Source organism: Lactobacillus sp. ESL1191, assembly GCF_058504435.1.
Map to the genome: position 1 here is coordinate 199,017 of NZ_CP196365.1, position 26,189 is coordinate 225,205.

24 protein-coding genes are annotated in these 26,189 nt (G+C 41.4%); 15 read left to right on the forward strand and 9 right to left on the reverse strand.

The annotated features are described in order from the left end of the window. Positions 1-87: 87 nt before the first annotated feature. Complete coding sequence (locus ACSYSN_RS01080; RefSeq protein WP_491712435.1) at positions 88-1,074, reverse strand: LacI family DNA-binding transcriptional regulator; 987 nt, start codon at positions 1,072-1,074, stop codon at positions 88-90. A 182-nt stretch (positions 1,075-1,256) separates the two neighbouring features. On the opposite strand from ACSYSN_RS01080, the gene ACSYSN_RS01085 reads away from it, so the two are divergent. Genes ACSYSN_RS01085 through ACSYSN_RS01095 form a run of 3 tightly spaced genes read left to right on the forward strand, consistent with a single transcriptional unit; the run spans position 1,257 to position 4,327 of the window. Next, positions 1,257-1,913, forward strand: coding sequence for a ribulose-phosphate 3-epimerase (locus tag ACSYSN_RS01085; protein ID WP_491712436.1), 657 nt, complete (start codon positions 1,257-1,259; stop codon positions 1,911-1,913). 17 nt (positions 1,914-1,930) lie between these two features. Then, entirely contained in the window at positions 1,931-2,446 is a 516-nt protein-coding gene (gene rpiB / locus ACSYSN_RS01090; protein WP_491712875.1) for a ribose 5-phosphate isomerase B, read from the forward strand. Between the two features lie 18 nt (positions 2,447-2,464). After that, positions 2,465-4,327, forward strand: coding sequence for a beta-glucoside-specific PTS transporter subunit IIABC (locus ACSYSN_RS01095; protein WP_491712437.1), 1,863 nt, complete (start codon positions 2,465-2,467; stop codon positions 4,325-4,327). A gap of 63 nt (positions 4,328-4,390) precedes the next feature. On the opposite strand, the gene ACSYSN_RS01100 is transcribed toward ACSYSN_RS01095, so the two are convergent. The 4 genes from ACSYSN_RS01100 to ACSYSN_RS01115 form a co-directional block, all read right to left on the reverse strand. Next, positions 4,391-5,194, reverse strand: a complete 804-nt coding sequence (locus tag ACSYSN_RS01100; RefSeq protein ID WP_491712438.1) for an ABC transporter ATP-binding protein — start codon at positions 5,192-5,194, stop codon at positions 4,391-4,393. Then, positions 5,172-6,089 (reverse strand): ABC transporter permease, encoded by a 918-nt coding sequence (locus ACSYSN_RS01105; RefSeq protein ID WP_491712439.1) that lies wholly within the window; start codon positions 6,087-6,089, stop codon positions 5,172-5,174. Before ACSYSN_RS01105 ends, ACSYSN_RS01100 begins: the two co-directional genes overlap by 23 nt. Positions 6,090-6,117: 28 nt before the next feature. Continuing rightward, positions 6,118-7,086 carry an ABC transporter substrate-binding protein gene (locus ACSYSN_RS01110; protein ID WP_491712440.1) on the reverse strand — a complete coding sequence of 323 codons (969 nt, stop codon included), beginning with the start codon at positions 7,084-7,086 and terminating at the stop codon, positions 6,118-6,120. 396 nt (positions 7,087-7,482) lie between these two features. Next, positions 7,483-8,454, reverse strand: a complete 972-nt coding sequence (locus tag ACSYSN_RS01115; protein WP_491712441.1) for an ABC transporter substrate binding protein — start codon at positions 8,452-8,454, stop codon at positions 7,483-7,485. A gap of 489 nt (positions 8,455-8,943) precedes the next feature. Here ACSYSN_RS01115 and rpoN point away from each other — a divergent pair, with 489 nt between their 5' ends. Next, positions 8,944-10,203: an RNA polymerase factor sigma-54 gene (gene rpoN, locus ACSYSN_RS01120; RefSeq protein WP_491712442.1), complete on the forward strand. Its 1,260-nt coding sequence runs from the start codon at positions 8,944-8,946 to the stop codon at positions 10,201-10,203. Between the two features lie 70 nt (positions 10,204-10,273). On the opposite strand, the gene ACSYSN_RS01125 is transcribed toward rpoN, so the two are convergent. Further along, a complete protein-coding gene (locus tag ACSYSN_RS01125) occupies positions 10,274-11,215 on the reverse strand; it encodes an aldo/keto reductase (protein ID WP_491712443.1) in 942 nt (313 codons plus the stop codon). Positions 11,216-11,413: 198 nt separating this feature from the next. On the opposite strand from ACSYSN_RS01125, the gene ACSYSN_RS01130 reads away from it, so the two are divergent. Together ACSYSN_RS01130 and ACSYSN_RS01135 are read left to right on the forward strand one after the other, a co-directional pair. After that, positions 11,414-12,331: an L-lactate dehydrogenase gene (locus tag ACSYSN_RS01130; RefSeq protein WP_491712444.1), complete on the forward strand. Its 918-nt coding sequence runs from the start codon at positions 11,414-11,416 to the stop codon at positions 12,329-12,331. A gap of 380 nt (positions 12,332-12,711) precedes the next feature. After that, the gene (locus tag ACSYSN_RS01135; protein WP_491712445.1) at positions 12,712-13,515 is read left to right on the forward strand and encodes a hypothetical protein; all 804 of its coding nucleotides are present in this window, start codon (positions 12,712-12,714) and stop codon (positions 13,513-13,515) included. A 63-nt stretch (positions 13,516-13,578) separates the two neighbouring features. On the opposite strand, the gene ACSYSN_RS01140 is transcribed toward ACSYSN_RS01135, so the two are convergent. The 3 genes from ACSYSN_RS01140 to ACSYSN_RS01150 all read right to left on the reverse strand — a co-directional run bounded on the left by ACSYSN_RS01140 (position 13,579) and on the right by ACSYSN_RS01150 (position 17,545). Then, the gene (locus ACSYSN_RS01140; protein ID WP_491712446.1) at positions 13,579-14,991 is read right to left on the reverse strand and encodes a DHA2 family efflux MFS transporter permease subunit; all 1,413 of its coding nucleotides are present in this window, start codon (positions 14,989-14,991) and stop codon (positions 13,579-13,581) included. Positions 14,992-15,232: 241 nt separating this feature from the next. Next, entirely contained in the window at positions 15,233-16,480 is a 1,248-nt protein-coding gene (locus ACSYSN_RS01145; RefSeq protein ID WP_491712447.1) for a glycosyltransferase family 2 protein, read from the reverse strand. A 150-nt stretch (positions 16,481-16,630) separates the two neighbouring features. Further along, positions 16,631-17,545, reverse strand: coding sequence for a proline-specific peptidase family protein (locus tag ACSYSN_RS01150; RefSeq protein WP_491712448.1), 915 nt, complete (start codon positions 17,543-17,545; stop codon positions 16,631-16,633). Positions 17,546-17,882: 337 nt separating this feature from the next. On the opposite strand from ACSYSN_RS01150, the gene ACSYSN_RS01155 reads away from it, so the two are divergent. From ACSYSN_RS01155 to ACSYSN_RS01195, 9 genes are all read left to right on the forward strand, one after another. Then, positions 17,883-18,332: a DUF3290 domain-containing protein gene (locus tag ACSYSN_RS01155; RefSeq protein ID WP_491712449.1), complete on the forward strand. Its 450-nt coding sequence runs from the start codon at positions 17,883-17,885 to the stop codon at positions 18,330-18,332. A gap of 12 nt (positions 18,333-18,344) precedes the next feature. Continuing rightward, positions 18,345-18,980: a DUF421 domain-containing protein gene (locus tag ACSYSN_RS01160; protein ID WP_491712450.1), complete on the forward strand. Its 636-nt coding sequence runs from the start codon at positions 18,345-18,347 to the stop codon at positions 18,978-18,980. Between the two features lie 13 nt (positions 18,981-18,993). Beyond that, on the forward strand, positions 18,994-19,815 hold the full coding sequence (locus tag ACSYSN_RS01165; protein WP_491712451.1) for a Sir2 family NAD-dependent protein deacetylase: 822 nt from the start codon (positions 18,994-18,996) through the stop codon (positions 19,813-19,815). A 5-nt stretch (positions 19,816-19,820) separates the two neighbouring features. After that, positions 19,821-20,774 (forward strand): exonuclease domain-containing protein, encoded by a 954-nt coding sequence (locus ACSYSN_RS01170; protein ID WP_491712452.1) that lies wholly within the window; start codon positions 19,821-19,823, stop codon positions 20,772-20,774. 106 nt (positions 20,775-20,880) lie between these two features. Further along, entirely contained in the window at positions 20,881-21,759 is an 879-nt protein-coding gene (locus ACSYSN_RS01175; RefSeq protein ID WP_491712453.1) for a DNA/RNA non-specific endonuclease, read from the forward strand. Between the two features lie 329 nt (positions 21,760-22,088). Further along, positions 22,089-23,174, forward strand: a complete 1,086-nt coding sequence (locus ACSYSN_RS01180) for an ABC transporter ATP-binding protein (RefSeq protein WP_491712454.1) — start codon at positions 22,089-22,091, stop codon at positions 23,172-23,174. Beyond that, positions 23,174-24,040: a carbohydrate ABC transporter permease gene (locus ACSYSN_RS01185; RefSeq protein WP_491712455.1), complete on the forward strand. Its 867-nt coding sequence runs from the start codon at positions 23,174-23,176 to the stop codon at positions 24,038-24,040. Before ACSYSN_RS01180 ends, ACSYSN_RS01185 begins: the two co-directional genes overlap by 1 nt. After that, positions 24,041-24,865 (forward strand): carbohydrate ABC transporter permease, encoded by an 825-nt coding sequence (locus ACSYSN_RS01190; RefSeq protein ID WP_491712456.1) that lies wholly within the window; start codon positions 24,041-24,043, stop codon positions 24,863-24,865. After that, positions 24,849-26,141 (forward strand): MBL fold metallo-hydrolase, encoded by a 1,293-nt coding sequence (locus ACSYSN_RS01195; protein ID WP_491712457.1) that lies wholly within the window; start codon positions 24,849-24,851, stop codon positions 26,139-26,141. Before ACSYSN_RS01190 ends, ACSYSN_RS01195 begins: the two co-directional genes overlap by 17 nt. Positions 26,142-26,189 lie beyond the last annotated feature (48 nt).

Below are 26,189 nucleotides of genomic sequence, written 5' to 3' on the forward strand. Positions count from 1 at the left end.
GATAAGATAAATCATCAATCATAATATTAGTACACTTTAATATCAATAAAGGCTAAAAACAATATAGTTTTTAGCCTTTTAGGTTCTTCATCTTGTTGTTTCCCGTGCAATCAGTGCGGTGGGAATTAAGAATTGACTTCCCTTTTCATTTTGTTTGTTTAGGGCATTCATCGTACTAGTAACGGCTGTTTGAGCAATTTTTTGAGTGTTTTGATGGATAGTCGATAGCTTGGGTGTGATTACACTGGCCGCAGGAACGTCGTCAAAGCCAATTACTTGAATTTGTTGAGGAACTTGATAATTTAGCATAGATAACTCTTGTAGAAGTTCGATGGCAATTGTATCATCTGCTGCAAAAAAACCATCAATTTGTGTATTGGTTTGGAGAAAATGTTTGAGCGAATTTTTACCATTTAATTCTAGCTCATGGGTTGCTTTTAAAAATTTACAAGAATGGGTTTTAAGTCCTTCTTTAAAGCCATCAATTCTAGACTTAGTTGAAGTACCAACCTTTTTAACAGCAATTGCTGGACATTTGCATCCTCGTTCAAATAAATAATTGGTCGCATCTAAGCCTCCCTGATAATGATTGGAAGAGATAAACACAGTGTTATGAAAATTTTCTGGTTCACGGTCAATGCAAATATAAGGAATTTCTTTCAATGAGCTCTGAAATTTAAAACCATGTTTGTAAGAACCAGAAATGACGATAATGCCATCAACCTTTTTGTTTTCAAGCATATGTAAATATGCTTTTTCTTTTTGCTCATTTTTGTCTGTATTACAAATAATTGTTGAATAATTTTTTGAAAATAGCAGTTCTTCAATTTTTTGTACAAGGTCAGCAAAAAAAGGATTTTTAATATCAGGCACAATAATTCCAATGGTATATGTAACATTTGTACGCAAACTACGAGCACTATCATCGATTTTGTAGCCAGTTTTCTGGATAACCTCTAGTACCCTTTTTCTAGTTTCTTCAGAAAATCTCCCGTTATTGTTAATCACCCGTGAAACGGTTGCAGTTGAAACATTGCTAAGTTTAGCAATGTCTTTAATTGAATATTGCTTCATTGCTGTCTCCTTACCGTGTAGTAAATATTATAGCATTAAAAAAGTTGATGTAATGCATAATTTGGTTAATCGATTACATTATTTTTACTAAATTCAAAATAAAAAGTTTACAAAATTATTTTAAAGTGCAATAATATCGGTAATCGATTATGAGTAAACGTTTACTCAAAAAGGAGGAAGGAATGTCTTTAATATTAAGCCCATCAATGATGTGTGCCGATTTTGGTCATTTGGCGAGTCAGGTTGAAAGTCTCAATGAAGCTGGAGTAGATATGTACCACATGGATGTGATGGACGGTAAGTATGTGCCGAACTTTGCACTGGGTCCAGAAGATTATCAAACAATTCGCCAGTTAACTCAAAAACCAATGGATGCCCATTTGATGATTGAAAATCCCCGTAACTATATTGAATTTTTTAGTAATCTCGGTGCTGATTTAATCTATTTTTGTCCGGATGCTGAGGCCCAGCCCGCACGGACAATTGATGATATCCATGCACTTGGTAAAAAGGCGGGAATTGCAGTCAATACTGGAACTTCTTTTGCTATGGTAGAAGAACTTTTACCCCTTGTTGACTATGTTTTGATAATGACTGTTCACCCGGGCTTTGCGGGTCAGCCTTTTCAGGATTTTGTCCTTCCTAAGCTTAACAGGTTTGCAACAGCCAAAGAAGATTATGACTATGTTTTGGGAATAGATGGTGCTGTTTCGCGAGCAAAGATTAAGCAACTACATAAAAAAGGCGTTGATAATTTTATTTTAGGAACATCGGCTTTGTTCGGTAAAAAGCAAAGTTATCAAAAAATTATCTCTGATATTAGAAAGGAAAATGCATGATGACAGCAGAAAAAAAGTTGAAAATTGCTTTTGGTTCAGATCACGTTGGTTTAGAACTTAAACCAATCATTATTGATTACGTTAGAAGTTTAGGTTACGAAGTACATGATTTTGGCACTAAAAGTTCAGATCGGACGGATTATCCAATCTATGGCAAAAAAGTAGGTGAGGCGGTAGCAAATGGTGAATATGATCTAGGAATTGTTATTTGTGGTACTGGAGTTGGTATTTCACTAGCTGCAAACAAGGTTAATGGAATACGTGCATGCGTATGCAGTGATTGCTACACGGCTAAGATGTCTAGAATGCACAATAATACCAATGTTTTAGCATTTGGCTCAAGAGTAGTTGGTTCTGAATTAGCTAAAATGATTGTGAAAAGCTGGTTGGATGCAAGATATATTGGCGGTAGACATGAACGAAGAGTTGAAGAATTAGCAGCGATTGAAACCGAAAATGAAACGGAATTTATTAAACTTGAAAGTTCTACTCAGTTTGATGGTCAAGAAAAATTTGAAGACCAGGCTATCTAGAAGAAAGGAGACGAAACGATGTCAGAAAATTTTGGTAAAAAAATCTTATCTTTGGTAGGTGGAGAAAATAATATTAATAACATCACTCACTGTGCTACTCGTTTACGAATGCGCTTAGCTAATAATGACTTAGCACATCGTAACAAGGCAAAGATTGAAGCACTTAATGGCGTAATTAGCGTAGTGGAAAAGGCAGGACAATTTCAAGTGGTAATTGGTCCCGCAGTTCCGCAAGTTTATAATCAATTAATTGATGGAACTAGCTTGGCCAATGGCGGTACTAGTGAAAGTAAAGAAAAAGAAGATACCAATTGGTTCTTAAAATTAATGGATATCATTGGCGGAATTTTTACACCATTGTTACCGTTATTTGCTGGTTCGGGTGTTTTTCGAGGATTGGTATTACTGGCCACTCAGCTCAACTGGTTATCAACAACGTCATCTACCTATCATATTTTGACGGTTGCATCAACGGCAGTATTTTATTTTTTGCCGATCATGTTAGCAATCACTGCTGCCGAGAAGTTTAAGTGTGATAAGTTTGTTGCTGCAGCTATTATGGGTGCACTGATTATGCCAGAATTTATTGATTTAATGGGTAAAACTGGTAATGGTACGGTCGTTCACTTTTTTAACATTCCGTTAGTTCTAATGACTTATACTTCTACAGTAGTGCCAGCTATTTTAGCAACGTGGTGTTTGTCATACTTGGAGAAATGGCTAAAGAATTGGATACCAACTAATTTACAATTGCTGTTTGTACCCTTGATCTCACTATTTGTCATGGTTCCACTGACCGCCGGCCTCTTTGGTCCATTCGGTGTTTATGTCGGTGAAGGAATTTCGCAAATAATCAACTGGTTAATGAACCTCAATGGTTGGGTAGCAGGTGCCTTGATTGGTGGAATCTGGAATATCTTTGTTATCTTTGGTCTGCAGTGGGCAGTTAATCCAGTAATGATTAATAATATTAGTAGCTTAGGCTTTGATCATATTGTTCCCTTAACGTGTGCAGCTAATTTTGGGATGGCTGGCGCAACGCTTGGAACTTTTGTCAGAACAAAAGATAAGAAGATGAAAGCTTATTCAATTTCAGCCTTGCTGTCAATTTTCTTTGCGGGAATTACTGAACCAGCAATTTATGGTATTGGTATCCGTTATAAGAAACCTTTAATTGGTGCTGTTGCCGGGGGTGCTGTAGGTGGTGCGATCATTGGTGGTATGCGAGTTAAAGCCTTTGCTTTCGTCTTTGGGGGCTTAACTACTCTGCCAGCCTTTGTTGGTGAGACTTTCATTCCATATTGTCTTGGGCTTTTGGCCTGTTTTGTGGTTGGATGTGTTGTTACTATGGTTCTAGGTCTTGATGAAGATAATGTGACCCAAAAAGTGGCTGGTGTTAATGGCTCTGGTTCTGTCCAATTGGTTGCTGATGATATCATTACAGCACCAATTTCTGGAACGGTGCAAGATCTAGCGCAAGCTCATGATCAAGCATTTGCGAATGGGTCAATGGGAGAAGGCTTTGTAATTCAACCAACAAGTGGGGACGTATATGCACCATTTGATGGTGAAATGACTATGTTATTTGATACTAAGCATGCCCTTGGTCTTACCTCTAACAATGGTACCCAACTAATGATTCATGTCGGAATTGATACCGTTAAGCTAAATGGTAAATACTTTGAAAGCTTTGTTAAACAAGGAGACCATGTCAAAAAAGGACAAAAATTATTGCATTTTGATATAGCTGCAATCGAAAAAGCTAGTTATGATCTTTCTACCATTGTAATTGTTACTAACTCTAAAGATTATCGAGAAGTTGACTTGTTACATGCGGGAATAATTGAGCATGGTAGTGATGCATTACATGTGATAGTTTAGTATAAGCGGACACAAAAAAATAATCTGAAGCAATCGCTTCAGATTATTTTTTTAGCTATTGTTCTAGCCTAAAAGCAGGGCATCATCCTTTAGACCATTACCAACTTGCTTTTGGAAGAGTTCCATTAGTTTTGAGACGGTCAGGTTTTGTTTTTCCGCTCCTGCGAGGTCGATTGCTACAAGGCCTTGGTGTAACATAATCAACCGGTTGCCATAGCGAATGGCATCTTCCATGTTGTGGGTAACCATGAAGGTGGTCAATTTTTGCTCACTAATTAGCTTTTCGGTCAGCTGCATAACGGTAATGGAAGTTTGGGGGTCAAGTGCTGCGGTATGCTCATCGAGTAAAATCAGGTCGGGCCGCTGGAGTGTGGCCATGAGCAGAGTAATGGCCTGTCGTTGCCCGCCCGAGAGTAAACCGATTTCGGTCTCTAAGCGGTTTTCCAAATTTAGGTCAAGCTGAGCCAGCTGCTCTTTGAAGTACTTGCGGTCTTGACGTTTGACACCGGCGCGAAAGCCGCGGTGCTGTCCGCGCTTCATGGCTAGAGCCAGGTTTTCTTCGACGGTCAACCTGACGGCTGTTCCCATCTTGGGATCTTGAAAGACTCGGCTGATGTTCTTGGCCCGTTTGGTCACTGGTAGTTTGCTGATATCTTGGTCCTTCAAGATAATCTGTCCTGCCTGAATTGGCAGAGTGCCCGCAATACTGTTTAAGAGGGTTGATTTACCAGCTCCGTTACTACCAATAATGGTAACGAAGTCACCAGCTGCGAGCTCAAGGTCAACGCCGCGTAGTACCCGATTTTCGTTAACGGTGCCACGCTCAAAGGTTTGATGCAAATTTTTAATCTTTAGTACTTGAGACATTTTTGCTTCCTCCTTTAAGGTTACGTGGTAAATGAAAATTCGGCAATGCCAGGCAAACAACTAATACTAAAGCAGAAGCCAGTTTGGCATCTGAAGGTTCAACGTTCATCTGGAAAACTAGCGCCAGGATTAAGCGGTAGATGATAGCACCTAGTGCTAGGGAAAGCATCCGTGCTCCAATTGACAGGTTACGCAGCAGTACTTCGGCGATAATAATTGATGCCAGGCCAATAACGATCGTACCAACACCCGAATTTAAGTCGGCAAAGCCATTGTTTTGGGCCAATAATGCGCCAGACAGGGCAATACAGCCGTTAGAAATCATATAGCCGAGAATCTTCATTCCTTGGGTCTTAATTCCGTTGGCGGCACTCATTTCCGGATTGTCGCCCGTTGCTCGCATGGCTAGACCAATTTCGGTCCGAAAAAAGATAACGAGTAAGCCAACTACAAGCAGGGCAATCAACGCCCCCATGACAATTACCGCGTTGTTGCGGGATAAGCCCCAGTTTTGAGCAATTGTAAAAATAGTATTCTTGCCCAGCAGTGAAACGTTGGCAGCATTTTGCATTACCCGCGAGGTAATGGAGTAGAGACCGGTCATTGTGATGATTCCGGCAAGTAACGAGGGAATTCGCAGTTTGGTATTGAGCAAGCCAGTAACTAATCCAGCAACAAGTCCGCCCCCAAAAGCGGCAATGGTTGCCAAAATGGGGTTGATGCCCTTAATTAGACACATCGTGGCTATAGCTCCGCCTAAGGGAAAACTACCTTCAGCGGTCATATCAGCTAAATCGAGGATTCGAAAAGTCAGATAAACGCCTATGGCCATCAATGACCAGAGCAATCCTTGTGAGGATGCTGAAAGAAATAAGTCCCAAAAAGTATTTAACATAATTTTTTGTTTACGACCTTTCTAAAAGTTATTTAGGTGCCTTAATTGATTTAGGATCAATCCCTAAAGCTTTAGCCATCTCTTTATTAACGACCAACTTTAAATTTTCGGCCTTTTCAACGGGCATGTCTTGTGGCTTGGCCTTTCCATCTAAAATTTTGGCAGCCATCTTACCTGTTTGTTTACCAAGCAGTTCGTAATCGATTCCGATAGTAGCTAAGCCCCCGGTCTTGACTTGGTCAACAGCGCCTGCAACAAGGGGAACTTTCTTTTCTTTAACTACTTTACCGATGATCGCGGCGGCTGAGGCAAAAGTGTTGTCAGTTGGCACGTAAATTCCTTGCACTTTACCGGCCAACGTTTCGGTTACTTGCTGTACGTCGTTAGTTGTGTTAGCAGTCTTAATAACTACCTTGACACCAGCCTTCTTGAGGGCAGCAATGGCCATGTCAGCCTGAATCTTTGAATTGGCCTCACCGGCATTATACATTACCCCGATGGTCTTGGCCTTAGGTACAATTGACAAGAGTAAGTTGATTTGCTTGTCAATTGACACCATGTCGGTCGTACCCGTAACATTTCTGCCTGGTTTGGCGTCCGACTTGACTAACTTAGCCGCCTTGAGATCAGTCACCGCTGTGACTACAAGTGGAATGTCTTGGGTGGTGTTAGCCAGACTTTGGGCGGCCGGAGTGGCAATTCCCAGAATTAAATCTGACTTCTCGTTGACTAGTTTTTCACTCATACTCTTCAGATTATCTTGGCTATTTTGCGCATTTTGGTAGTCTAGCTTAAGGTTTTTGCCTTCAGTGTAGCCCCCCTCTTTCAGCCCCTCTTTAAAGCCCTTATATGCCTTGTCTAGGGATGGGTGTTGTACGACTTGCAAGATGCCGACGTGCTTAACGGTTGATTTAGAGCCACCTTGCTTGCTGCTACAACCGCCAAGTAATAGTAATCCTGTCAGTGTGATTCCAGTGACCAATTTTCTAATATGCATTTTTCTTCCTCCATTATCCAGAAACAGCTAAAAATAAAAAATACCCACTTACTTCATAAGTGGGTACTACAAAATTATCTCAAAATAAGAAATCGTTTGCGGTTAACCACTTAGAAAGCTATGTGGCTAACCGCATTTAAAGGGCTTTAGCCATCATAGATAAATTCAAACTTGCGTTTCGTTTGAATTCACCTAGATGAACCCAAACGCTATCTAAAATAGCTAAAGTAAAAACGGTTATTCAGTTGTAAGTTTTGTTTTAAATTCATCAGAATTTACCTCCAACCTCAATGAAAAAATTATAAAATAATAAAAATTGAAAGTCAAGGAAAAATTCACTAACTTACTCAATTGGATAAAGGAGATGCAAGTAAATTTACGAGCGAGTAAATTAGCTTATTGGGGCGCCTTGATTGATTTGGGGTTGATACCCAGAGCTTGGGCCATCTCCTTGTTGACCACTAACTTCATGTCACGGGCCTTTTCAACGGGTAGATCTTGCGGCTTGGCTTTACCAGCTAAAATCTTGGCCGCCATTTTACCGGTTTGCTTACCGAGGAGTTCGTAATCAATCCCAATTGAAGCTAGACCACCGGTTTTAACTTGGTCAATTGAGGCGGCAACGAGTGGGACCTTCTTTTCTTTGACTACTTTACCGACAACTGAAGCGGCGGAGTCAAAGGTGTTGTCAGTCGGAACAAAGATTCCTTGAACCTTGCTGGCTAAAGTTTCAGTCACTTGTTGTACGTCATTAGTTGTGTTGGCAGTCTTGACAACCACCTTGACACCAGCTTTTTTTAACACGGCAATAGCCATATCTGCTTGAATCTTAGAATTGGATTCACCAGCATTGTACATGATACCAATGGTCTTAGCCTTGGGCACAATCGACAAAAGCAGGTCAATTTGCTTTTTAATTGAAACCATATCGGTTGTGCCAGTGACATTGGTTCCAGGTTTAGTATTCGACTTAACTAACTTGGCTGCTTTAAGGTCAGTTACGGCGGTAACCACGACGGGAATGTCTTGGGTTGCGTTGGCTACGCTCTGAGCCGCCGGTGTGGCAATGCCCAAGATCAAGTCGGACTTTGCATTAACCAACTTTTCACTCATGCTCTTTAGATTGTCCTGATTATTTTGCGCATTTTGGTAGTCAATTTTAAGGTTTTTGCCTTCGGTGTAGCCACCTTCTTTTAAGCCTTCCTTAAAGCCCTTGTAGGCCTTATCTAGGGACGGGTGCTGGACCACTTGCAAAACCCCGACGTGTTTGACTGCGGTGCTGCTTGTACCCGCCTTTTTGCTGGAACAGCCACCAAGAAGCAGGAGCCCCGCCAAGGTAATTCCTGTAACTAATTTTTTGATCTGCATTTTCATGCCTCCATAAAAAATACCCACTTACTCCTAAGTGGGTACAACAAGAATTATCCTGAGGTAATTAATCATGAAGCGATTAGCCACTTAGAAAGCTATGTGGCCAATCGCACTAAAAAGGGTCTAGCCATCATAGATAAATTCAAACTTGGATAGTTTGAATCCACCTAGATGAATCCAAACCTTATCTATAGTAGCTAAGATAATAACAATTATTAAGTTGTAGATTATGTTTCAAATTCTTCATGAGAATTACCTCCAACCTTAATGAAGAAAGTATAAAAGATAAAATAGAAAACGTCAAGGTTAAATTTAATTTTGTGATTAATTAGAGTGAGTGGGGCCGCGCAAAATCCGCCTGCCGGGACGCTTAAATATACCTTGGACGTGTAGAAAAAAAGTAGCAAGGGTTAGAAAGCGCTCTATTAATCGGCTATAATTAAAGAATAACATAAATTGTTTTGGGAAAAGAAAGGAGAAAAGTCGATGGCACAATTGCAAAGATTGGTACTGAAACCACAGGAGCAGTTAGTGACACGGCTTTTTCTGTCGCCTAAGCTGAAGCAGAATCTAACGGTCTTGTCTTACAGTACTTATGATTTGGTCAATGCGCTGAAAGACTTGAGCGAGCGTAATCCCTTTGTTTCGCTACGTGAGCCGAAGGCAGAAATGCAAAACTTGGAGTGGTTGCGGACGCCAGCAGGTGAAAACTTAGTTGACCATTTGTTGGGACAAGTGCGGTTAAGCGACTGGACCAGCAGGGAGCAGAAAGCAGTTAAATTGCTTATTTTCAGCTTAGACTCAGACGGCTACCTCCGCGCTGATTTAGCTAACATAGCCACTCAAACGGAATTTTCATTGGTAGACTTAAACCATGCTCGCACGCTGCTGCAAGAACTCGATCCCTGCGGGATTGGTACTACAAATCTAAACGAGTGTCTGTTACTTCAAGCTAGGCAAAAAACGAATTTTGATCAGGTTGCCAGGCAGATTTTAGAGGCAGGCCAGTTGGAATTATTGGCTAACCCACAGCAGTGGCCCAAGTCAAAATTCACAGAGACAGAATTGACCCAGGCGCTAGCTAGCATTCAGACCCTTGATCCACACCCCGCAAGTGAGTATGTTGTCGACAATAACACGCAGTATTTTTTACCAGATTTAAGCTACAAGGTTGAAGATGGGCGTCTGACGGTTGAAAGCTGCCAGTCGCAGATTCGAGAGCTGATTTTTGATGAACCAGCGTATGCAGAATTAAAGGATCAAGCACCGCAAAAGAAGTACTTTACTGAGCAGAAACAAGACTATCTGGAAATGAAGAATGCGCTTGACCAGCGTCAAAAGACGATTATGCGATTAGGTCATTTTGTTGGTGAAGTCCAACAGCCATTCTTAGTGTCTCTAAAAAAGCAAGAGCTGAAGCCACTAGGCCTAAAGGAGGCGTCCCAGGCGTTGAACTTGGCACCTAGCACGATTAGTCGGGCGATTAAGGACAAGTACATCCAGTGTCAAAACAAGCTTTTTAGTCTAAAAATACTCTTTCCCCGTCAGGTGACGACGGATTTGTCCCCAGCGCGGATTGAGTACGACCTGCAAAAAATAATTGCAGCAGAAGACCAGCCGTTAAGTGACCAGCAATTAGTCAGAATTTTTGCTGAAGCTGGGGTCAAATTGAGCAGACGGGTAATTACCAAGTACCGGCAAAAGTTAAACATTCCCAACAGTTATGGGTGTAAGCACAAGTATTGATAATGTTAATGGTCACACAAAAAGTCCTAGTGAATTTGGGTTCACCAGGACTTTTTTTGCTTAAAAAATATTATGGTAAGTCATTACCAGCAGCTAGGTAGAGGTCATACCACTCCTGAGCCGTCAGGTTGATGTCAGCGCCCCGAGCACTGTCAACAATGTGGTCAGGGGTCATCGTGCCAATGATGACCTGGATCTTAGCTGGATGGCGCAGGATCCAGGCTGCGGCAATTGCGTTCTTGGAGACGCCCTTAGAGTCAGCAAGCTTTTGCAGGGTGGCGTTGACTTCAGGAAATTGCGGGTTACCAATAAAGTTGCCCTCAATCTGGCCGTACTGGAAAGGCGACCAGGCCTGTACCGTCATGTGATGGAGCTGAGAGTAGTCCAGAATGCCGCGGTCATGATCAATACTGCGCTCATCGGTCATGTTGGTATGGATGTTGAAGTCGATTGGACCGGTGTGCATAATACTGAACTGCAACTGGTTAATTAACAGCTGCTGGCTGATGCCGCTTTGCAGCAAATCAACCTGCCTAGGGTTGAAGTTGGATACGCCGAAGTGGCGTACCTTGCCAGCTGTTTGCAATTCGTCAAAGGCGGCTCCGATCTCATCGGGATCCATCAATGCATCTGGCCGATGCAAAAGCAGGCTGTCTAGATAATCAATCTTCATCCGGGAGAGAATACCGTCAACTGCACTGAGAATATGTTTTTTGGAAAAATCATAGCGGGTAGTCTTGTAGTTGAGTGCAGGTTCTTCGAAGATACCAGTCTTGGACTGGATATAAAAGTCATCACGGTTTAAAGCAGATTTTGCGAATGCCTGACCGAAAATTTCTTCAGATTTGCCATGACCGTAGATGTCAGCTGAATCTATACAATTAATGCCCGTCTCGTGTGCGGTTTCTAGCGTCTTGACCGCCTGGTCGACTGTTAACTGGCTCATGCGCATGATGCCTAATGCAACGGCAGAACCAGTAAAGTTTGTGTTGCCAATTTTAATTTGTCTCATAGTGTAAGACCTCCTACCTGTAGTATAAGGCTTTTGAAACAAAATAAGTACATCAAAAGATTAGGTTAAATATAAATTAAACTTAATAATTATTTGAGTAAAAATTTAAATAATTTATTATTTTTAATGAATATTGTTAATAAATAGAGTATATTATTTAGAAAATGTTCCTTAAATTAACTACAGGAGGGAAATATTATGAGTCATAAAGTCGGGATTATTGGCGACGGACATGTTGGTAGCACGGTAGCACATCAACTAATTATTGCGGGATTAGTTGATGACTTGGTCTTAATTGATGTGAATGAGGCTAAACTAGCATCGGATGTGCTTGATTTTGAAGATGCAATGGCTAATCTCAATCACCATACCAATATTATTAGCAATGATTACGCCGCCTTGAAAGACGCCGAAGTTATCATCTCGGCCTTTGGCAACATTGCCTTGGAAGCGGGCGGCGACCGCTTTGCCGAATTACGCTATAACAAGGAGCGGATTGGGGCAATTGCAACGGCTATCAAGCAGAGCGGGTTTGATGGCATTATCATTGCCATTACCAACCCGGTAGACGTCATTACCAGTATGTATCAAGAGCTGACGGGCTTGCCGAAAAAGCATGTTATCGGTACGGGTACCTTGCTTGATACGGCCAGAATGAAGCGAGCTGTAGGTAAGCGCATGGGTGTTGATCCACGTTCAGTTCAAGGCTTTAACTTGGGTGAGCATGGCAATTCGCAGTTTACCGCCTGGTCGACTGTTAAGGTATTAGAACGGCCGATAATTGAACTGGCTCAAAATCAGCCTTGGAAGTTAGAAGATTTGAATGAGGAAATCAAGTTCGGAGGCCAGACTGTATACAAGGGCAAGCAGTATACTAATTATGCTATTGCGGCAGCTGCAACGCGCTTGCTTGAAGTTGTTCAAAGTGATGCATGCGCTGAAATGCCAGTCTCCAACTACCGCCAAGAGTACGGCACTTACTTGTCATATCCAGCAATTGTGGGCCGTGATGGGATTATTCAAACTCTTGACTTGGCATTGACTGAGGAAGAAGAGCAGCAATTACGGCATTCAGCTGAAACAATTAAGGCCAAGGCGGCTAAAGAATTTAACTAATAATAACGAGAAGGCTAACTGGTGGCATTGTAAGTACTACCAGTTTTTGCTATTCTTAAAGAATAAAAAATGGTCATTTATTAAGGAGAAAAATATGGTAAAAGTAGCAGACGATTATATTTTAGGTCTCGATAAAAAGCCTTAATTTGAGGTGGGGGGATGTTTTATTCATCCTAAACTTTTTTCGGATGAATTTATTTACTCTTACTTGGAATTCGAATTCTTCCTGGTACTGACATGGGGTGCAAATATTTATAAACAAGCTAAGTCTAAAGATATTTTTCAGCCAGTTTTCACCAGCTCTAAAAAATTGAGAATATAGCGATTAAAGAAATATTCTAATTGCTATATTGTTATAATAAAAATAAATAGGAATGATTATGGCGAAGAAAAGAAAAAATGAATTTGAAGAATTGTTATCCTTGAATAACGATCCATCTAACACAGAAATAGAGAAACTTGTAATTGGCAAATCTAACCTCCCAGGACATAGAGCTAATTTAACTTTTGCTTCTGAATTTGCTAATTATTTTCAAAAGAAGGTGGTGCCGAATACCCTTTGGCAGTTGGTTATTCAATGGACACATATTTCAGCAGACGAGACTGGGGATAATAATCCTAGAGAATATCTTCCATTTTGTGCAATTCAAGCTATCGGTGCCCATTTTGAATTTTCCGACGGACAAGATCAATTAATCAGTATTTTGAAAGATGCAATGAGCGATCCTCGATGGAGGATTAGAGAAAGTGCTGCAATAGCTTTTCAGATCATTGGCGAACACGATTTTAGCGTATTAGAAAAATATTTTAGCAAATGGATAAAAACAGCTAATCTGCTCGAACAAAGAGCTATTTTAGCGGCGCTTGCACATCCTCCCATGCTAAAAAATAGTGATAATGCGAAATTTGCACTTAAGATGGCGGACGTTATCATGTCCAACGTAATAAAAGTTCCTTCTCAAGAACGAAGGTCAGAAGAATTTAAAGCCTTAAAAAAAGGTTTAGATTATTGTTTAAGCGTATTTGTTAGCGCCTTTCCAAAAGAAGGGTTTCTGTTTCTTGATAAATACGCCCAACTGGACGACTCAGTTGTTATCAGTATCATAAAATCGAATTTGGGCAAGGCCAGATTAAAGAATAAATACCCGTCAGAAGTTTCAGAGATTGGCAAAAATATTTCATGATCCAAAAAGAGGTTCTGCTAATATGCAGAACCTCTTTTGCGGTTTAAGGCTAAATCAAGCTAGTTAATTTACCTTATTTGAAGAATGTTCGGACTTTAAGGTGAAGGCAATGATTAAACCAACCACAGCCAAGGCCAAAGTAAAGTACAAGCCATAGTGAACGCCATTGGTAAATTGGGCGGCCTTATTAAGGCCTTGGTAAGCACCCTGGCCCAGACTTAAGAAGTTGGTTGCCAAAGCTGTTGCTACAGCACCGATAATTTGTTCCATAGTGTTGAGAATGGTACTCCCGTCAGCAGATTCAGGACCGCGCAGAGCATTTAGAGCGTGCGTTTGTGCAGGCGACATAGCTAGTGGGCACCCAATCATCAGAATAATGTGAGCCGCAATTACGTATGCAATCGGTGATGTATTGTTTGAGAATAGCAACATTACAATACCAATAATGGCAATTGTAAAGCCGGCCACTGTTGGCCTTTTAGCACCTAAAGAATCGAATAGACGTCCAGCAAAAGCGGAGACGGCCGCGTTAATAATGCCCCCTGGGAGCATGATAATCCCGGTTACCGCAACTGGTAATAGCAACCCGCGTTGCAGATATTGTGGTAACAAGTACATTGCTGACAAAATAATCGCAAAGTCCAGCATGACACAAAGTGCCCCCTGGGCAAAATCTATCTTTTTAAATACGCGTAGGTTGATAATCGGCTGTTGCAAATGTAGTTGCCGGTGGCCATAAAAAAGCAAAACAACAATACCAATAGCCAACATAATTAAGACAGTTGGTGAAGCCCAACCAAAGTCAGCGGCAAAGCTAACACCCATTACAAGACAAGAAAATCCGATAATAGATTCAAGTAACGAAAGAATATCAACTTTTGGTCGAGTAATCGTGCCAACGTTGGGCAAACCAACTAGCGCGCAAATTAAAGCAATAACCAAAAATGGAATAAAAAACCAAAAGATCCAGTTCCAGGACAGCTTACCCAGAATAATACCCGTCATGGTTGGTCCAATTGCTGGTGCCAGCATAATAACTAGGGCGCAGATTCCCATTGCTGCACCCATTTTACGTGGGGGGAAGATTAACATTGCGACCGTAAACATCAAAGGGAGAATGATACCTGTTCCCAATCCTTGGATCATACGGCCAATTAGTAAAAGGGTAAAGTTAGGGGCAAGAGCCGCGATTACTGCACCAATAATGAAGTCTACGAGGCCAGTGATAACCAGTTGCCTGGTGGTGAACCACTTAGTTAATAGACTTGAAAAAGGCAAGATAATGCCGATGACCAGCATGTAGCCAGTGACCAGCCATTGAACTGCACCTGAATTAATTTGAAATGCCTTCATCAACTGGGGCAAGGCGATGTTTAATGATGTTTCCGACAACATACCAACAAAAGTCCCAATCATCATACTCATCATTGCTAGCCAAGGGTGGTTCACTTGTACCCTTGCTTGATTATTTTCCATAGAAAAACTCCTCTCAATTCTGTGCTCTTTAGAGCAACTCGATCATGATAGCAAAATAAAAAAAGCTTCGTAAGTTTTTTATTTTTAAAAAATAAAACTGTGTTTAGAGTTTAAATGTCATTGTTCACTAAAAAATTGGGGGCTTAAATACCAAAAACTTCTCACAATACAAAAAGATTGATAAATCAATTTTTCGATTTATCAATCTTTTTGTTTAACTTAAGTTTTGGATGCTAAGGAACTAGCTATGACTTGTTTTTTCCCATGAATTATTGCCAGTTAACATTCGAGCGATGGCCATATAAGGAACAACTGCTAAAACCCAACGATAAAGATCGATTACAAAAGCGACTTTTAATAATTTTAAAAAAGTAATTTTGGACTCTTGCTCCGTGGTTCTCCATTGTTTAACTATCATCAGAGAATTTGAAAAATATTCAATTAATACTATAACTAAAATAGCACCAATACTAAGCCAAAAGTTAAAAGCAGCATCGTAAAACAAGGTTATGAGAGAAAAAATAGCTGCTGGAACAAGAAATACAGAAAAACAGGGAATTAATAAAAAGGCTAATACATAAAATTTGATAGCAAAAGAAATAGTACTTGATTTAATGATTTTACTGCCATATGTAGCTAAGCACTGCAACCCACCTTGACACCATCTTATCCGTTGCCTAATTAGTTTTTTAAGAGAAATAACGCCCTCTTGTCCGATACTCTCAGTATTAAGAAATGTGCCATAATATCCTTTTAGCAAACCTTTTAATGAAAATTCACAATCTTCAAGTAGAGAAGAAGACCAGCCAACATCTTCAACCATTTTTAAGGTTACAAATTGACCATTACCGGAGGCTAGAGAGGAGCCCCATTTTGTTCTGGCCATTTGTACTAAGCCATTGTAGATAGAAAATTCAAAATTTTGCATAGTAGCCAAATTATTATCTGTATTATAGATGTTTACACGGGTTTGAACCAAGTCATATGATGAATTTTCAAAAGAGTGCCAAACTTTGTATAAGTAATTTTCATCGAATCGAGCATCGGCATCAACTACCCCGATTAATGTATTATCACTTGAAAAATTCATTTGAGCAATTTGATCAGCAGCATTTTGTAGAGCCGGCCCCTTCCCTAATTGGGCGTTAGGCTTAACCCTATGAATGACAATCACATTTTCTTCGTGAGAAAATTTATTTAATAATTCCGTTGTTCCATCATTGGAAGCATCATCGATAAAAACAAATTTAAGATCTATAAAGTGTTTGCATTGCTCATGTAAATTAAGTAGTTTAGACATATTTTTATTAAGTGACTTGTATTCATCCATTGCTGGTATAAATAATAACATTGTTTTAAATGAACGTTGATGGCAGTCATAACTTTCTTGTTGAACATTTTTGCTGAAGGACAAATATAGGCACCAGAGCAAATTAAAAACAAAGGCAACGCCGCCCATAATAAGTATGATAGTAATAAAAATATACATTAAAAATTCTCTTTTCTATAAATATTTTTTTATTCTATCATCAATTAATATGAATCAAAAGAGCATATTTAATATAAACTAAAACTAATTAACAAATAAAAAAGCAAGCAGTCCTTGCTTGCTCAATTTAAAATTTAAAATGACGGTAGGTTATTCGCCCTGAAAGCTTCCGTCTTCAACTTGCCGAATAAAATCAGCCAAGTGCTGGTAGTAAACGTCAGGATTATCGACCATGTGATGGTGTCCGCCGTCCGGTGTAGTTACCAGGCGCGAATTTGGAATCTCTTGTTGCATCGTTTTAGCGGTGGCGATGGGCATTGTTTCTTTTTCACCAAAGGTAATCAAAGTTGGTACTTTGATTTTTTTTAGCTGCTTTCTGAAGTGCCATTCCTTCAACTTTCCAGTAATAACGAATTCATTATCACCTTGAAAGGTATGGTAGACCTCGCTGCCACCGAGATCTTTCAAGTGGTATAGTTTGGATGGCTGTTTACGGTCAACGAAGTTGATATTTAAGCTGTTGACGTCGTCTTGGTAGCGCTGGTTGTTGTAATCATTGTGTTCTTCACATTCATGCATGAAGTCGATTTCACTTTGCGGCAAAATCTCCTGGCGACGGCGGTTAACAGAATCTACATATTCATCAATCTCGTCTACCATTGATGAAATAATCGCTCCCTTTAAATGGTGGCCGTACTTAACGGCGTATTCCTGAACTAGCAGTCCGCCCCAGCTTTGGCCAATTAAGTAGAACTGATCAAGGCCAAGTTTGGCGCGAACTTCATCGACCTCAGCTAAAAAATATTCATAGGTCAGGTATTTTTCGGCAATTTCAGGGTCAGAATAATCCGGTTGGTCAGAATAAAGCGAACCCAATTGATCGTACATTGTGACTTGGACGTTTAGTCCTTGTTTTTTGAGCTGGTCTGCAGTATCTTCCCAGTATTCGTGGGTTCCACCAGGTCCACCATGCAGTGCTAAAAGGTGAATATTGCCGTCTCCCTGGGTGTTGGTCCACAGGTGGTAGCCGTTGTCTAAAGTGATAATTTTGGTGCCAGTTTTCATAATTGTTCTCCCTTGTTTAACATCATCCTTTATTTTAGCGCAGAACCTTTAAAAGCAAAATAGTGGGTTAAAAACTGCCTGATTTTCTCCTAAGCAACATATTACCAATGATAAGTAGTGATGGCACCGGGTTCAACTAATTTTTGTTATACTTGATGATGAATAGGCTTATAAACATAGCTAACCAAGATACTGAGTTTAGACAAGTTAAGGTCGCTAGCTTGAGTTCAGCATTTGTAGCTGCACGGGTCCTGCTTACCTGCCTATTTTAACATCTGGTTCCAACTGCACCGGCGATACTTCCGGTGCTAGCAGTTTTATTAGAGGTGACAATACTATGAAGTTTTATACACTCAAGTATATTGAGCAAAATCAGAATACTAATAAAAATATTCTCTATGCATTAATTGCCGCAACGGCGGTTGTGCTGATTGCACTCATTGTGCTTTACCTGCGGCATCGCTTTGACACACGTTACCGTGATCTGGGCATTATTGCCCTGTTGTTTTTACTCTTGTTTGTCGGTACGCAATATGAAAGATATGTGCAGACCAACTTGAATAAGTCCCAGTCTGAGCAAATTGTCCCCTTCATAAAGGCAATCGCTAGAGATCAGGGGGTTCCTGAAAAGGACGTCTTGGTTAATTCAACGACCCTGAAAGATGGTCTGATTGTGCGGTTAGAGTCCAAAAATACCGATTATCAGTTGAATTTGAATGATGATAACAACAGCTATTCTTTAGAACAAGCTCATGTCATTAACCCTGAAGTCAACGTGCAGAATTAGGAGGAGGCAAGCATGGATTATACACAACTGTTTATTAAGTTCGGGCTAGGCGTATTGACACTAATTTTTCAAATAAATGTTTTTGGTAAAAGTAATATTGCGCCAACGACTGCCTTGGACCAGCTGCAAAACTATGTCTTAGGTGGTATCATTGGTGGCGTAATTTATAATTCCAACATCACTGTTTTGCAGTTTATGCTGGTTTTAATTGTGTGGACACTGCTAGTGTTCATTTTAAAATTTGCCCGGGAACACAGTAACTTTATCCGGGCCCTGATTGACGGCAAGCCAATGCAAATTATCAAAAACGGGCAGGTTTTGGTGAAGAACTGTTTGGCGGTTGGTTTATCTGCTAATGAGTTAATGTTCAAGTTACGTAGCCAGGGTATTTATTCGGTTGAAACGGTCAAAAACTGTATTTTTGAAAAGAATGGCCAACTAACGGTAATCAAAAAAGATGAAAAAAATGTTCGCTTTCCGTTAATTAGTGATGGCCAGGTCAACTATGATGTGCTTGAGCAACTCGACCGGGACGAAAATTGGTTAAAGCAGGAAGTTAAAGCAGCGGGTTACCAGGATTTTAATGACGTCTTTTTGGCTGATGTTGAAGATAGCAAGATTTTCTTTACTGGTTATGAGCGAAAATAGAAATGAGAAGTAGATGGAAAATTTAGCCCAAGCCCAGCGCTTAATTAATGAAGCAAATATTGTAATTGTGGTTGCAGGAAATGGTCTGGCTCAACTGGAAGGTTTAGATCTGCTGGGGCAAACTGCCTTTGACCAGACTTTTCCGCAGCTTGCCCAGGAATATGGCGTGCATTCAGTGGCTAGTGCTTTGGAACTCAAATTGGCTTCATGGCCTGAGCAGTGGCTCTTATGGAGTAAGTTAATCAAAGCGTATTCGCTTGACTACCAAGCAAGTCAGACTATGTGTGAGCTGAAAGAACTATTGGCCAACAAGCAGTACTTCGTTGCCACCTCGACTTTTGGTCATTTTTTTGAACAAGCCGGCTTTAATCAGAAGCGGATTTTTAACGCCTTTGGTGACTGGACCATGATGCAATGCTCAAGCGGAATAGGTCACGGAATAGTAAGTGACCGTGAGGCCGTACAAGCACTGCTTGCTGCTGGGTCAACTTTAAACGCAGCGCTGGTCCCTAAGTGTGTTATTTGCGGGCAACCGATGGAAATTCACCTGCCGCGGAATGAGCACTTTTATCCGGATACCGATGCCAATACTCGATTTCGCTGGTTTCTGACGGGAAACGAAGAGGAGCAGGTGGTCTTTCTGGAGTTGGGTGTTGATGAAACGAGCCCCCAGTTGCTAGAGCCAATTATCCACTTGGTAGAAGAGTTTCCGCAGTGGTCATACGTAGCTGCTGACTTGAACCAGGATGAGTTGCCAATGCGGATTCGCGCGCGCAGTGCAGCGGTCAATGCCAATACTGGTGACTTGCTACACGCATTAAGGATGGAGCGGTAATTCAGATGAGTATTTTGATTAAAAATGGTGTTTTACACGTTTCTGGCGCTCAAGCCAAAATTCGGGGCAAGGGTCAGGAGCGGCCCGGCTTTATCACTGACTATACCCTACTAGACATTGAAACAACTGGTCTCAGTCCTTACCGTGACCACGTCACTGAACTTGGCGCGATTAAGGTCCGTCAGAATGAGGTGGTGGCTGAATACAGTAAACTGGTCTTTTATCCGCGGTCTAACCGGGTGCCAGCCTTCATTACCAACTTAAATGGGATTACCGAAGAGCAACTCCTTAGCGAAGGAATTCCGGTCAAAGACGCCATAATTGATTTTCGTCAATTTATCGCTGATGATATAATTATTGGTTATAATGTTAACTTTGACTTGAATTTTTTGTATGATTTGACCAAGAAGTTCAAGTTACCTGAGCTCAAAAATAATCACGTTGATGTCTTACGCTTGGCCCGTGCCTATTATCCTCACCAGCACAATCGCCTGCTTGACTGTTTGCAGCGAGCGGGTATTGCTGAAGTTGAAGAACATCATGGCTTAGCTGACGCGATCGCTACCAAAAAGGTTTACGACGACTTTCGCGGACACTTTGATGAAGAACTGCTTAAGCAAGCTCGCGCCAAAGTTAAGAACTTGGACTTGCTGGATAAAGAGCTTGAGGCGTGGGAGCTTGGCTTGCACAATCCGGTCGCTAATAAGAAATTTGTTTTAGCCGCAGGGCTCGCGATGGACAAGGCCGAGGCAGCATTAATGGTTACCAATATGGGTGGTTTGGTGCAAGCTGTGGTGCAGTCTGATACGGATTATCTGATTATGGCAGACCAGAAATTTTTCAGCAAAAACCACCCTGACTGGTTGCAGGCCCAGAAGTATAACCAAACTGGTAGTAAGATTAAACGACTATCTGAAAGCTGTTTTTTGAACATGATTGCTGAATGGGCAAGGAATTAAAACTATTAAGACTAAGTTGAAAGACTTGGTCTTTTTTTGTAAAGAGTTGCAAACAAAAGTTCGATTAGTTATACTTTAATGATGACTAAGTTAAGGAGCGATTTTAATGGCACGCAGACAGCAAAGACGGCGCAGAAGAACTGACCGCAGTGACTTTTGGGCGTTGGTCATTATTATCATATTTTTGCTGTGGTTTGTTTCGACCAAAGGCGGGTCAGACCCCAGTGGTGAACAAACGATTAGCCAGTTTACGCAGAAGTCAGATACTAAGGGGACAATTGACCAAGCTAAGCCCGCGGCCAAGGTTTACGGCGGGCTTTCCCAACAAGACTACCAAAAGTTAGCCAAACAAAACTTTAAAAGCGGGCAGGCAGCCTATCTGCCAGTCAATCATAATAATTCAACGCTGGTCAAAAATGCTTGGCGGGTCAACCGGGTCATCTATGCTAACCTCGATGAACTGAATCGGACTTCACATTCCAATACGGCCTTTTTACAAAAACGTAATGTTGCTGGTGATGACTTGCGGGTGCGGCAGGTTGTTGAACCTACGGGCTGGCATTACAACCGCCGCAATGGTACGCAAATTTATAATCGCGGGCACCTAATTGCCTACTCGGTTTCAGCTGGCATTGACTTAGATGGTAATTACAATCCGGCTAACCTGTCGGGCGACCAGAATAATCCCAAGAACCTGTTTACCCAATCAGCTTTTTCCAATCAGAGAGTTCAAACCATTTTTGAAGCTCGGGTGCGGATGGCACTGAGGCAGAACAAGCGGATAATTTACCAGGCAACGCCGATTTTTCGTGGTAGTGAGCTGATGGCTCGTGGAATTAACCTGCAGGCCGTGTCCACCGATGGTGTCCTCGACTTTAATGTTTACTTATTTAACGTGCAACCGGGTTTTTCCTTTGACTATCAAACTGGCAGGGTCCAAGTTGACCGGCAAATGCAGGTCAAGGAAGTAGATAATAGACCATGAGGAGCTACGGCATTAAGTCGTAGCTCTTTTAGCAAGGCGATCATTCTCCTGCTTTATTGCTGAATGGTAAGAATTAAAAAGACTGTTCCAGTACAAAAGCTCATTTCAAGTCAGGAAAACCAGCAAAAACAGAACAATTATAATTATTATTGCTAAATAATTAGTGAATTTTACATAAAAGGCCAATTTAAATCTGGAAAGTATGACTGCTTCGAGCAAAGTACGAATTTTCCTGATAAAGATGGTTGTATTAAAACTGATTTTGTCATAAAATTAGAGTGATTAATTAGTGTCAGAAAATTAAATACAAATACAATGGTGCGGGGTTTATGGATAACAACAAATTTGTTGAAGTAAAGAAGCTCAGAAAAGTCTATGATAATGGCCACGAAGCCATTAAAAATGTTAGCTTCTCTGTCAAAAAAGGTGATCTTGTCTGTTTGCTTGGTCCCTCGGGTTGTGGAAAAACAACTATCTTGAACATGATTGCGGGACTACTTAATCCCTCGTCGGGTGAAATTCTATTTGGCGGCAAGTCTGTAGTTGAGGTTGCGCCAAAGGACCGGCAGATTGGCTATGTTTTTCAAAACTATGCCCTGTACCCGCATATGACAGTTCTGCAGAACGTCATGTTCCCCCTAATTGTCGGTAAAAATAAAAAAGCTAAGGCTGATGCGCAGAAGATTGCCGAGAAGTACATGGCGTTGACGCAAATTACTGAACTGGCTGAGCAAAAGCCGGGCAACTTGTCAGGTGGTCAGCAGCAACGGGTGGCAATTGCCCGGGCTCTGGTTCAAGAACCACAGATTTTGCTGATGGATGAACCGCTGAGTAACCTGGATGCTCGGCTGCGTCTAAAGATTCGGGAAGAGATTCGGGCTCTGGTTAAGACAGTAGGGATTACAACGCTATTTGTGACCCATGACCAGGAAGAAGCACTCTCAATCGGGGATAAGATTATCCTCTTTAATGACGGAGTTATCCAACAGGATGATTTAGGTGAAAACTTTTACCTTGATCCCAATAATTACTTTGTGGCCAACTTTGTTGGTAATCCAGTAATTGACAATTTTAAAGTAAAAAAGACCGACCAGGAGTTGCAGGCGAGTCAGTTTACGATTAAGCTGGCTGATTTGGACCAAGCGCGCTTTAAGCGAGCAATTCCTAATGGTGATTACATTCTATCAGTTCGTCCGGAAAACATTGTTCCTGATCCTGAGGGTGATATTCGTGCCACGATTGATGACATTGAATTAATTGGACGTGAACGGATTTTGAAGTTTACCTCCGACCAAAATCAGGCTCGTTCGCTGGTTAGCCTGGAGTCGCCGATTAAACATGGCGATGAAATTAACTTCCAAATGCGGCTTAATCGCATATTTCTCTTTACACCTGAGGGGGAGCGCGTTTACTAATGAAGACTAACCAGAAAAAAGCGTGGCTTTTTTTAGCGCCAACCATCATTTTCGTCACTCTATTTAGTATTTATCCGATTTTACGGGCTTTTGGGATGAGTTTTCAAGGAGGCCCACTAATTGACTTAAATTGGACCGGACTTAACAATTATAAGTATATTTTCAACGATCCAGAATTTTGGCTCGCGATTAAGAACACCATTTTATACGCAGTGATCTCAGTTCCAGTAGGCTTGGCCATTTCGATTATGTTAGCCTGGATAATTTTTGATAAGGTCAAACACAAGAGTCTTTTTGAAACGACTTTCTTTATGCCTTACGTAACGTCGACTATCGCAATCGGAATTGTCTTTCGTTATATTTTTAATGGCGACTACGGGATGCTCAACTTTTTGCTCAGGAGTGTCCACCTGCCGGCTCCTGACTGGATTGATAATCCCGCGATGTCGCTCGCAACAATCATTATTTTTGGCATCTGGACTTCTTTAGCCTTCAATATTGTTATTTTAATGGGTGCCTTGCGTAATATTGATCCTAACTTTTATACAATTGCAGATATGTACGGTGCTAGTGGCAAGGACAAGTTCTGGCGGATAACGATGCCGGAGTTGGTGCCAACAATTGCCTTTTTGCTGACCATGAACATTATCGGGGCCTTCAAGATTTATACTTCAGTCTATGCCTTGTTTAATGGGCAGGCAGGGGTCGGAAATTCAGGTACGACGGCGGTCTTCTACATTTACAATAAGTTTCAAATTGTTGGTACTCCAGGTGTTGCAATGGCAGCAACAGTCATCTTGTTCCTGATTATCCTGTTTGCAACCTTCCTGCAGCGGAAGATGATGAAGAAGATAGGAGAAAATTAAATGAAACGAATTCGCTTGAGTGTTTTATTCAGTTATGTCATCTTGTTCATTTTCGCTGTTATTACGGTTTTTCCCTTCATTTACATGATTTTGGGGGGACTGATGAACTTTCAGGAGACGACTTCAATTCCGCCAACCCTAATTCCCCAACACTTTGAATGGTCGAATTATGCCAAAGTTTTTGCGCGGGCGCCGTTTGCACGTTACTTCTTCAATACGGTATTGACGGCTAGCGTTACCACGATTGTTAGTTTGTTTAACTCACTACTGGGTGCTTTTGCAATGGTTAACTTGCGCTTCAAGGGCAAGGAACTGGTCCAGATGGTTTTGCTGTCGCTGCTGATGGTGCCAGGAGAAGCGATTATTTTCACCAATTACAATACAATTGCGCACATGGGTTTACTCAATACTTATGTGGGTTTAGTTTTGCCGTTTTTGACGTCAATCTTCTACATGTACTACTTGCAAAGCTACTTTGGCTCAATTTCAAGTACGATTTATAAGGCTGCCATGATTGATGGTGCCAGTGATTGGGATTATATTTGGAAAATTCTGGTGCCAATGTCCAAGGGCGGTCTATTCACGGTGGGCCTGTTGAGTTTTATTTCTGGTTGGAATTCTTTTCTGTGGCCGCTTTTAGTTACTAATGAAGATACAATGCGGCTGTTAAATAATGGCCTGTCAGCCTTTGCTTCTGATGCCGGCAGTGAGACACAGTTGCAATTAGCAGCTGCAACCTTGACGGTTTTACCGATCTTAGTTCTGTACTTAATTTTCAGAAAACAGATTATCAAAGGAGTAGTGCGCAATGACCTCAAAGGATAAAACTAGGCTTACTTTTTATAATGGCTTGACTACAATTGGTGGACCAATGATTGAAGTGGCCTACCGAAAGTCACATGTCCTGTTCGATCTGGGCGAAGTCTACCGTCCAGAACTCAAACTGCCAGATGAAAGTTACCAGACGCTGATCAAAAATCAGTTGATCGGAGATGTACCTAATTTTTATGATCCTAAACTTACCGGTCAACCAATTGACACAGAGCGCTGGGAACATGCGGCAGCTTATATGTCCCATCTTCACTTAGACCATAGCAAGGCGATGAATTTTTTAGCGCCTGAGATTCCACTTTATGCGGGACCAATTACTGCCCAAATGATGGCACCACTCAATGAGCAAGGGGATTTTCTGCTACCAGCTGCTGGTCATGTAGCAAGTTATGTGAGACCGATCATCGCCGCTGAATACCGCAAGCTAATTGAGGTGGGGGATATCACACTAGAAATCTGGCCCAGTGATCATGATGCTTATGGCGCAACGGGCCTATTAATCAAGACACCTGATAAGGTAATTGCCTATACCGGTGATGTGCGCCTACATGGCTATCATCCGGATTGGGTGCACCAGTTCTTGGCAGCAGCCAAGGGTTGCGCTGCTCTTATTGTCGAGGGTACCGGTGTTTCTTGGCCAGAAGAAAAGCACGACGAGGATAGCGAGGAGTTCACTGGCCCTAAGAATGAACAGGAACTAACTGCCGAAATTGTACAATTGCAAAAAGATAATCCCAAACGACAGATTACCTTCAACACGTATCCGACTAATGTGGAGCGGCTCTTGCGAATCATTGCGGATTCACCGCGGCGCGTTGTGCTACACGCTGGGCGGGCGCACCTGCTCAAGGAGTTGGGGAAGGATTATCCGTATTATTACTTGCCAGGGGAGCAAAAATTTGCTGATCTAAAAACAGAGCTGGCAGTTCCTTATGAGGAATTGTTAAATGATGATCACAAGTACCTCTGGCAAGCAGTTGGTAATTATGCTGATTTGCAGGCAAATGGTCTCTATTTGCACTCTAACGCTGAGCCGCTAGGTGACTTTGATCCGGCTTACAAACCGTTTTTGCAAGATTTGGCGAATAAAAGGATCGAGTTCAAGGCGTTGCGCTGCTCTGGGCATGCTGACGAAGAAGAGCTCAAAGAGATTATTGGGGAAGTTCAGCCACAGATACTAATCCCGGTGCACACACTGCATCCGGAGCTGGAGGAGAACCCATTTGGAGAACGGATTTTACCAAAGCGTAATGAGACAATTACGCTTTGATTGAATCAAAAAATTGTTGTTTAGTTTTTATTTTTGGGAGGTTTAACC

Excerpts from the sequence above, each read along its gene's own strand:
- ACSYSN_RS01175 (WP_491712453.1), top strand. The coding sequence starts at position 20,881 with ATGGCACGCAGACAGCAAAGACGGCGCAGAAGAACTGACCGCAGTGAC.
- ACSYSN_RS01155 (WP_491712449.1), top strand. The coding sequence starts at position 17,883 with ATGAAGTTTTATACACTCAAGTATATTGAGCAAAATCAGAATACTAAT.
- ACSYSN_RS01100 (WP_491712438.1), bottom strand. The coding sequence starts at position 5,194 with ATGTCTCAAGTACTAAAGATTAAAAATTTGCATCAAACCTTTGAGCGT.
- ACSYSN_RS01080 (WP_491712435.1), bottom strand. The coding sequence starts at position 1,074 with ATGAAGCAATATTCAATTAAAGACATTGCTAAACTTAGCAATGTTTCA.
- ACSYSN_RS01185 (WP_491712455.1), top strand. The coding sequence starts at position 23,174 with ATGAAGACTAACCAGAAAAAAGCGTGGCTTTTTTTAGCGCCAACCATC.
- ACSYSN_RS01195 (WP_491712457.1), top strand. The coding sequence starts at position 24,849 with ATGACCTCAAAGGATAAAACTAGGCTTACTTTTTATAATGGCTTGACT.
- ACSYSN_RS01145 (WP_491712447.1), bottom strand. The coding sequence starts at position 16,480 with ATGTATATTTTTATTACTATCATACTTATTATGGGCGGCGTTGCCTTT.
- ACSYSN_RS01165 (WP_491712451.1), top strand. The coding sequence starts at position 18,994 with ATGGAAAATTTAGCCCAAGCCCAGCGCTTAATTAATGAAGCAAATATT.
- ACSYSN_RS01180 (WP_491712454.1), top strand. The coding sequence starts at position 22,089 with ATGGATAACAACAAATTTGTTGAAGTAAAGAAGCTCAGAAAAGTCTAT.
- ACSYSN_RS01190 (WP_491712456.1), top strand. The coding sequence starts at position 24,041 with ATGAAACGAATTCGCTTGAGTGTTTTATTCAGTTATGTCATCTTGTTC.
- ACSYSN_RS01140 (WP_491712446.1), bottom strand. The coding sequence starts at position 14,991 with ATGGAAAATAATCAAGCAAGGGTACAAGTGAACCACCCTTGGCTAGCA.
- ACSYSN_RS01150 (WP_491712448.1), bottom strand. The coding sequence starts at position 17,545 with ATGAAAACTGGCACCAAAATTATCACTTTAGACAACGGCTACCACCTG.
- ACSYSN_RS01105 (WP_491712439.1), bottom strand. The coding sequence starts at position 6,089 with ATGTTAAATACTTTTTGGGACTTATTTCTTTCAGCATCCTCACAAGGA.
- rpoN (WP_491712442.1), top strand. The coding sequence starts at position 8,944 with ATGGCACAATTGCAAAGATTGGTACTGAAACCACAGGAGCAGTTAGTG.
- ACSYSN_RS01110 (WP_491712440.1), bottom strand. The coding sequence starts at position 7,086 with ATGCATATTAGAAAATTGGTCACTGGAATCACACTGACAGGATTACTA.
- ACSYSN_RS01160 (WP_491712450.1), top strand. The coding sequence starts at position 18,345 with ATGGATTATACACAACTGTTTATTAAGTTCGGGCTAGGCGTATTGACA.
- ACSYSN_RS01135 (WP_491712445.1), top strand. The coding sequence starts at position 12,712 with ATGGCGAAGAAAAGAAAAAATGAATTTGAAGAATTGTTATCCTTGAAT.
- ACSYSN_RS01170 (WP_491712452.1), top strand. The coding sequence starts at position 19,821 with ATGAGTATTTTGATTAAAAATGGTGTTTTACACGTTTCTGGCGCTCAA.
- ACSYSN_RS01085 (WP_491712436.1), top strand. The coding sequence starts at position 1,257 with ATGTCTTTAATATTAAGCCCATCAATGATGTGTGCCGATTTTGGTCAT.
- ACSYSN_RS01095 (WP_491712437.1), top strand. The coding sequence starts at position 2,465 with ATGTCAGAAAATTTTGGTAAAAAAATCTTATCTTTGGTAGGTGGAGAA.
- ACSYSN_RS01115 (WP_491712441.1), bottom strand. The coding sequence starts at position 8,454 with ATGCAGATCAAAAAATTAGTTACAGGAATTACCTTGGCGGGGCTCCTG.
- ACSYSN_RS01130 (WP_491712444.1), top strand. The coding sequence starts at position 11,414 with ATGAGTCATAAAGTCGGGATTATTGGCGACGGACATGTTGGTAGCACG.
- ACSYSN_RS01125 (WP_491712443.1), bottom strand. The coding sequence starts at position 11,215 with ATGAGACAAATTAAAATTGGCAACACAAACTTTACTGGTTCTGCCGTT.